We start from the raw sequence: 7275 nt of genomic DNA on the forward strand, positions 1-7275 counted from the left end.
TGGCGGCGGCGTGCAGTGCGGCCGGGACGGCAGGTGCGGCAGCCCGGGCAGATGCGGCACACCCCCCAGCCCTCCCCCGAACCCCCCACTTCCCCCTCCCCCTCCCCCTCCACCTCCCCCGTGCCCCGGCCGAGGCGCGGGGACCGGAGGGACCGGGGGCGGGACGGGAGGTGCCGGACAGGACCAGTGCTCGGGAGCTGTGGAGCCGCCCCTCGCCAGGGCGAAGGCGGCAACGGTGTGGACCATGCGGGGGAGCTGCCCAGGCGCGGCCCGCCGCATGGCAGCGACACGCCAGGTTCACTCCTCCGAGCGAAACCCTCACACCATGATCGCCCCGCGCTTCCCCGGTGAAGGGTCCGTGACGCCCCCTGTTCGGGCAAGTTTCCCTCGGGTAACTTGGCCGTTCAGCGTCCGCACCGCCGCGGCCGCCGCGCCGGAAGGGGAGCCCGAGCGTTGCGCCAGTACAGTGTTCCCGCCCTCGCCAGTCCCGCCCCGGGCGAGGGACTGGCCGAGAGCGTCTTCGCGCGCGCGGAGGCCGAGCCTGGCCGGCCCGTGCTGCGGCGGCGGCGTGGTGGGAGCGGCGCCCCCGGCGCGGCGGCACCCGTCCCCCCGTCCCGGCCCTCCGGTCCCGCTGCCTCCGGCACCGACGCCTCGGCCGCACCCCCCGCCCCGTCCTCGTCCTCACCCGCCGCGGCTCCGGCCTCCCCCGACGAGTGGATCGACGTCACCGCCGCCGAGTTCCGCGACCAGGTCCTCGCGCTCGCCAAGGGCCTGCTGCACCAGGGCATCCGCTTCGGCGACCGGGTCGCCCTGATGAGCCGGACCCGCTACGAGTGGACGCTGATCGACTACGCCCTCTGGACGATCGGGGCCGTTCCCGTCCCCGTGTACCCCACGGCCTCCGCCGCCCAGCTGCAGTGGATCCTCGCCGACTCGCAGGCCGTGGCCTGCTTCGTCGAGCACGAGGACCACGCCATGACCGTCGGCTCGGTCTGCGACCGGCTCCCCGCCCTGCGCCGCATCTGGCAGTTGAGTCCCTCCTACTCCGACATCCGCACCGAGACGGAAGGTTCCGCCCCGGCCCCCCTCTCCACCACCACCGGCGCCGGCACCCACGCCGCCGACCCCGGCAACCCCACCGGCCCCGCCGGGTTCGCCGAGCACATCGACGCGAGCTCGGCCCCCTCTGGCATCCTGCGCGAACTCGCCCTCGCCGGGCGCCAGGTGGACGACGAGCTGATCCGCCGTCACCGCGCCGCGATCACCGCCTCGACCCTCGCCACCGTCATCTACACCTCGGGCACCACCGGTCGCCCGAAGGGCTGCCCGCTGACCCACGGGAACTTCATCGCCGAGACCGACAACCTGATCGCCCGCTACCCCGAGGTGTTCCGCGCCCGGGACGGCGGCCAGGCGAGCAGCCTGCTGTTCCTCCCCCTCGCGCACGTCTTCGCCCGGATGGCGCAGGTGGCGTCGCTCCGCGCCGGGATCGTCCTCGGCCACCAGGGCGACCTGCGTCCGGAGGTGCTGATGCCCGCCTTCCGGAGCTTCCGCCCGACCTTCGTCGCGGCCGTCCCGCACATCTTCGAGAAGCTGGCCGCGCGCGGCCGCCAGGCGGCCGAGGAGGCGGGGCGCGGCTCGGTCTTCGACCGAGCCTGGGACGTGGCCGTGCGCTACGGCGAGGCCCTGGAGCGCCGCGCCTTCGGCGAGGGCTCCGGGCCGTCGCCGGCGCTGCGGATCCAGCACCAGCTCTACGAGCAACTGGTCTACGGCAAGGTGCGTGCCGCCCTGGGCGGACGCATCCGCCACGCGATGTCCGGCGGCTCAGGGATGGACCGCGAGCTCGGGCTGTTCTTCCTCGGGGCCGGCGTGACGATCTTCGAGGGCTACGGGCTCACCGAGACGACCGCCGCGCTGACCGCCAACCCGCCGGAGGCGCAGCGCTTCGGCACCGTGGGGCTGCCGATCCCGGGGACGGAGATCACCGTCGCCGCGGACGGGGAGGTCTGGGCGCGCGGCCCCCAGGTGTTCACCGGCTATCTCGGCGAGCAGGCCCCGGCGTTGAGCCCGGACGGCTGGCTGCCCACCGGCGATCTGGGCCGACTGGACGAGCACGGCTACCTGACCATCACCGGCCGCAAGAAGGAGATCATCGTCACCAGCAACGGCAAGTCCGTCGCGCCCGCGGTCCTGGAGGAGCGGCTGCGCACGCACCCGCTGATCGCCCACTGCCTGCTGGTCGGCGACGACCGCCCGTTCGTCGGGGCGCTGATCACGCTGGACCCGGAGGCGCTCGCGCACTGGCAGCGGTCCCGCGGCAAGCCGCTGCTGCCGCCCGCCGAGGCGCGCCAGGACCCGGACCTGCAGGTGGAGTTGCAGCGTGCCGTGTCGACGGCGAACGCGGCGGTCTCCCGGGCGGAGTCGATCCGGTCGTTCCGGATCCTCGGCATCGACTTCGGCGCGGTGCCCGAACTGGTCACGCCCTCACTGAAGTTGCGGCGCAAGGCGATCGTCCGCCACTGCGCTGCGGACATCGACGCCCTCTACGCGGGCCCGGCCCCCGCGCCGCCCGCCGCCTCCGCCTCGCCGTCCGCGTAGATGCCCGCGCTCTCCGCGTAGACGACCTCGCCCTCCGCGTAGACGACCTCGAGCTCGAAGCCCTGGCCGTCGATCAGGTGGACCGCGCTGCCGGTGTCGACGCGCAGCGTCCAGCCGGCCGCGCGGGCGGCTTCCAGCACCGCGTCCCGTCGTCCGATCCCGCGCAGGGCAAGGTGGTTGAGGCCGGCCCGGAGCCGCTCGTGCGGACCGGGCAGCAGTGCCGGGGACTGCTCGATGACGACGTAGCTGCCGTCACGCCGCCAACTGCGTCCCGCTTCCCAGTGCTGGAAGGGGACGCAGTCGAGGACGCCGAGCACCGGCCCCCACTGTGCCTCGGCGAGCGTGAGATCCTGCATCCACAGCTCGACGTGGTGCACCAGGGGGCCGGAGCCCGGCACGGAGGAGGGAGTCATATACGGATGATCACATGCCGGACCGGACGGACCCCCTCCCCTCGGATCAGACGTTGGCGCTGAACACCGGGAGGTAGCCGCCGGACTGGCCGCTCGCGGTCGGGTGGTAGGACTCGTAGACCGGCAGCGTGGTGCTGTGCAGCCACTGGGTGCTGCTGCCGCAGATCTCGTGGGTGTGGAAGACGGACCGCACGTCGCCGAAGCTGAAGCCGTACTTGGCGACCTCCTTCGCGGTCACGGTCGCCAGGTCGTCGGCCGCGCCGTTGATGGCGTTGCGGGAGGTGTCGCTGATGCCGAACAGGCAGGTGCCGGGGACCTGGTAGAGGTGGGGGTAGTCGAGGACGACGACGTGGGCGTTGGGCGCGTGGGACTGGATGGCCGAGTAGACGGCGTCCAGCTTCGCCGGAAGGGTGTTCTCGATGTAGTTCTCGGCGGTGGCCACGGCCGACAGGCAGGAGCTGGTGCCGTCGAGGACGCAGGTCTGCATGGTGCTGGAGAAGCCCGCGTCGTTGCCGCCGATGCTGATGCTGACCAGCGTGGTGCTGCTGCTCAGCGAGGAGATCTGGCTGTTGAGCACGTCCGTGGTGGTCGCGCCGGAGCACGCCGCGAAGGTGAAGGACGAGACCGAGTGCGCGGCCTGCCAGAGGTAGGCGTAGGCGTTGGTGCTTCGGTAGCAGCTCCCGCTGGAGCTGATGTAGCTTCCGGACCCGACTCCGGCAGAGTACGAGTCGCCCAGGGCAACGTAGTTGACGCCGGCCGCGTGCGCCGCCGGGACGGCGGTGAACATCGCGGCCAGGGTGAGACCGAGCGTTCCTGCGAGCGCCGCGACGCTGCGGCGCGGGGACAGGTGCAGGCGCATGGTGCCTCCGCTGTGGGGGGTGGAGCACAGTGGGGATGACGCGCGTCGACCCCTAGTTGTACCGCCCGGTAACCCCTCGCGGATAGTGTGCATGCCAGAATTTCATCGCCCGGGTGACAAAACGTCAGCCACCTGATGTCAGCTGAGGAAGCTGAGTCTGACGGTGCGTCGGGGATTGTCGCCGTTGGTGTCGATCAGGACGACCGACTGCCAGACGCCGAGCGCCAGCCTGCCGCCGACCACCGGCAGGGTGGCGTGCGGGGCGACGATGCCGGGGAGCACGTGGTCGCGGCCGTGGCCGGGACTGCCGTGCCGGTGGCGCCAACGGCCGTCCGCGGGAAGCAGTTCACGCAGCTGGGCCAGCAGGTCCTCGTCGCTGCCCGCGCCGGTCTCGATGACCGCGATGCCCGCGGTGGCGTGCGGGACGAAGACGTTGAGCAGCCCGTCCTGGCCACCCGCCGCGGCCTCGTCGAGGAAGCGGGCGCAGCGGTCGGTGAGGTCGACGGCTGCTTCGCGGCTGCCGGTGGTGAGTTCGAAGGTGGTGGTCGTGAAGGCCATGCCCCTATCCTGCAGCCTGCGCGATCCTGCGGCCTCCGCCATCCTGCGGTCTGCGCCATCCTGCGGCCTGCGCCATCCTGCGGCCTGCCGGCTTGCAGCCTGCGCCGGACCACAGCTGCGCCGCGCACACACACGGCCGCCGCGGCCAGCGGCCGCACACGGGCCGCGGCCGCCCGCGTCACCCCGGGACCGGGGCCTCCAGCGCCAGCAGGCGGTCCACCGCCCGCAGGGCGCGCGCCTGGGCGTCCGCCGCCTGGTTGAGCTGGACGGCCTGATTGAGGCTCAGGTAAATGCCCGTCAGTTCGAAGACCAGCTGCTCCACATCGGCGTCCGGTCGCAGCTCACCCAGCGCGACGGCGGCGCGGAGGTCGAAGCCGAGGCGCCGGTGCTGCCAGAAGACGGTCAGCCGGGTGATCGCGTCGCGCACCGGCCCGCTGCGCGCGTCGTACTCGACGGCGGCGGTCGTGAACAGGCAGCCGCCGGGGAAGTGGTCGCGGGCGCGGACCAGGTAGTCGGCCCAGGACTCGCAGACGCCGTGCAGCCGGGGCAGCCCGGCGTCCAGGTGCGCGTTCGGCTCCCACACCAGGCGGCTGAAGACGGCGGACGCCTCACGCAGGGCGGCGAGCTGGAGCGCTTCCTTGGTGCCGAAGTGCCCGAGCACACCCGCCTTGCTCATCCCGAGGTCCAGGGCGAGCCGACCGATCGTCAGCCCGTCCAGCCCCTCGACGGAGGCGATCGCCACGCTGCGGTCGAGGATGCGTGCGCGGGTCTCGCGGGCCTCGGCGACGGACTTGCGTGGACTCATGCCGGGAATCGTAGTGGACCGGTGATTTTCTCGGAGGGCTTTAGCTTCCGACCGGTCGTTTGCTATGTTGCGGCACATGCCCACTGCCACCAGTGCCTTCAGTACGTCCGGTGCCTCCGCTCCCACCGGCCACACGCGTCTCCTGGGCCTCGGCCACTTCCAGCCGGAGCGCGTCATGACCAACGACGACCTCGCCCAGCTGGTCGACACCAACGACGAGTGGATCCGCCAGCGCACCGGCATCACCACCCGCCACCTGGCCGCGGAGGAGGAGACGGTCGCCGACCTGGCGGCCGCGGCGGCCGCCAAGGCGCTGGCGGCCTCCGGCCTGCAGCCTGACGAGATCGGCCTGATCACCGTCGCCACCTGCAGCAACCGCGACCGCTGCCCGTCCGTCGCGGCGCAGGTGGCCGCCCGCCTGGGCATCCAGGGTGCGGTGGCCTTCGATCTGAACAACGGCTGCGCCGGCTTCTGCACGGCACTGGCCACCGCCGACCACAGCGTGCGGGCGGGCGCGGCCCGCAACGCGCTGGTGATCGGTGCCGAGAAGATGTCCGACGTGGTCGACTGGACCGACCGCAGCACCTGCATCCTGCTCGGCGACGGCGCGGGTGCGGCGGTGATCGGCACGGGCGGCTCGACCCCCGGCATCGGCCCTGTGGTCTGGGGCTCTGACGCGTCGAAGGGCGACGCCGTCCGGCTGATGGGGGCGTGGCAGCCCCGGTTCTCCCAGGAGGGCCAGACCGTCTTCCGCTGGGCCACGACGGAGGTCCCGAAGATCGCCCGCGAGGCGTGCGCCCGAGCCGGGGTGGAGGTCTCCGACCTGGCGGGCGTCGTGACGCACCAGGCGAACCTGCGCATCATCGAGTCGATCGTCCGTCAACTGGGCGTCCCCGAGGGCACGGTGGTGGCCCGCGACGTGGTCGACTCCGGCAACACGTCCGCGGCGTCGGTGCCCCTGGCCCTGTCCAAGCTCGTGGAACGCGGCGACCTTCCCCCGTCCTCCCCCGTCCTCCTCACCGCCTTCGGCGGCGGCCTCTCCTGGGCGGGCCAGGTCGTCTTCACGCCCTGACACGCAGCACTTGGCCGCAGACGGCCAGCTCCTCCCCGCCCCCGCACGGGCCACGGGCGTGGGGAGCCGCAGGCGCGGGGAGCCGCAGGCCCAGGCAGCCGCCGCAGGCACAAGCAGCCGCAGGCCCAGGCAGCCGCGGCTTCGTCGCGTACACCCGCGCCGCCCCCTCGTCCGCTCACCCCCGCGCGGCTCCGCCGCGGGATCAGCGCCCACGAGTGACAGCCCCCGGCGGGGTTCCTCCCGGCCCTGGCGCGCGCCGCAGGGCGACGGCCCCGGCAGGGGCTCCCTCCGCCGGGCACGGCCGGAGCAGACCGGCACGACCCCGACAGACACTCCCCCAAGCGATGCGGTGCACCGCACGCCAGCAGCACCCCGACAGACACTCCCTCAACCGATGCGGTGCACCGCAGGCCGGCACGACGCCAACAGACGCTCCCCCGGCCGGGCGCGGTGCACCGCATCGGTTGGGGGCCCTTGGCGGGGGCCGCCGTGCCAGCCTTGGCACCGCACGCCAGCGAGCCCTTAGCAGGGGCCGCCGTGCCAGCCTTGGCACCGCACACCAGCGAGCCCTTAGCAGGGGCCGCCGTGCCAGCCTTGGCACCGCACACCAGCGAGCCCTTAGCAGGGGCCGCCGTGCCAGCCTTGGCACCGCACACCAGCGAGCCCTTAGCAGGGGCCGCCGTGCCAGCCTTGGCGGCGGCTAGCGTTGGGCCAGTTCCACCTGCTGGTGCAGGTCGTGGGCGGCGTCCAGGGCGGAGGCGACGGAGGCGGCGGGGACCGCGAGCAGCAGCGCGGCCGCCCCCGCGGCGGCGCGGGTCACCGCGCGCGGGCGGGCGAGCAGAGCCGCCACGCGGCGCGGGACCGGACCCGCCGAGACGGCCAGGCCCACTGCCGGACGCGGGGCGCGCGCGCCCGCGATCGCGGCCCTGCCGATCGCCCGCGCCGCCAGCCTCCGGTCGGCGACCTCCCC

Annotated in this window: 6 protein-coding genes and 1 pseudogene; 2 read left to right on the forward strand and 5 right to left on the reverse strand. The window is 73.6% G+C overall.

Going from position 1 to position 7275, the window contains the following annotated elements:
* Positions 1 to 453 precede the first annotated feature (453 nt).
* Positions 454 to 2598, forward strand: a complete 2145-nt coding sequence (locus tag ACFP3V_RS11600; protein ID WP_380582708.1) for an AMP-dependent synthetase/ligase — start codon at positions 454 to 456, stop codon at positions 2596 to 2598.
* Here the strand turns inward: ACFP3V_RS11600 and ACFP3V_RS11605 are convergent.
* From ACFP3V_RS11605 to ACFP3V_RS11620, 4 genes are all read right to left on the reverse strand, one after another.
* Positions 2544 to 3011 (reverse strand): VOC family protein, encoded by a 468-nt coding sequence (locus ACFP3V_RS11605; protein WP_380582710.1) that lies wholly within the window; start codon positions 3009 to 3011, stop codon positions 2544 to 2546. The genes ACFP3V_RS11600 and ACFP3V_RS11605 overlap by 55 nt on opposite strands.
* 46 nt (positions 3012 to 3057) lie before the next feature.
* Positions 3058 to 3870, reverse strand: a complete 813-nt coding sequence (locus ACFP3V_RS11610; RefSeq protein WP_380582712.1) for an SGNH/GDSL hydrolase family protein — start codon at positions 3868 to 3870, stop codon at positions 3058 to 3060.
* A 138-nt stretch (positions 3871 to 4008) separates the two neighbouring features.
* Positions 4009 to 4428, reverse strand: a complete 420-nt coding sequence (locus ACFP3V_RS11615) for a YjbQ family protein (protein WP_380582714.1) — start codon at positions 4426 to 4428, stop codon at positions 4009 to 4011.
* A 178-nt stretch (positions 4429 to 4606) separates the two neighbouring features.
* Entirely contained in the window at positions 4607 to 5233 is a 627-nt protein-coding gene (locus ACFP3V_RS11620; protein WP_380582716.1) for a TetR/AcrR family transcriptional regulator, read from the reverse strand.
* A gap of 76 nt (positions 5234 to 5309) precedes the next feature.
* Between ACFP3V_RS11620 and ACFP3V_RS11625 the strand changes: the two genes are divergently transcribed.
* Positions 5310 to 6305 (forward strand): beta-ketoacyl-ACP synthase III, encoded by a 996-nt coding sequence (locus tag ACFP3V_RS11625; RefSeq protein ID WP_380582718.1) that lies wholly within the window; start codon positions 5310 to 5312, stop codon positions 6303 to 6305.
* A 700-nt stretch (positions 6306 to 7005) separates the two neighbouring features.
* On the opposite strand, the pseudogene ACFP3V_RS11630 reads toward ACFP3V_RS11625, so the two are convergent.
* Positions 7006 to 7275 (reverse strand): annotated as a pseudogene (locus ACFP3V_RS11630) (M56 family metallopeptidase); the annotation flags it as partial.

This window comes from Streptacidiphilus monticola, assembly GCF_042658505.1.
GTDB lineage: Bacteria > Actinomycetota > Actinomycetes > Streptomycetales > Streptomycetaceae > Streptacidiphilus > Streptacidiphilus monticola.

Bases quoted from the DNA above. Each gene is read 5' to 3' on its own strand.
- ACFP3V_RS11605 (WP_380582710.1), bottom strand. From the start codon at position 3,011: ATGACTCCCTCCTCCGTGCCGGGCTCCGGCCCCCTGGTGCACCACGTC.
- ACFP3V_RS11610 (WP_380582712.1), bottom strand. From the start codon at position 3,870: ATGCGCCTGCACCTGTCCCCGCGCCGCAGCGTCGCGGCGCTCGCAGGA.
- ACFP3V_RS11615 (WP_380582714.1), bottom strand. From the start codon at position 4,428: ATGGCCTTCACGACCACCACCTTCGAACTCACCACCGGCAGCCGCGAA.
- ACFP3V_RS11620 (WP_380582716.1), bottom strand. From the start codon at position 5,233: ATGAGTCCACGCAAGTCCGTCGCCGAGGCCCGCGAGACCCGCGCACGC.
- ACFP3V_RS11625 (WP_380582718.1), top strand. From the start codon at position 5,310: ATGCCCACTGCCACCAGTGCCTTCAGTACGTCCGGTGCCTCCGCTCCC.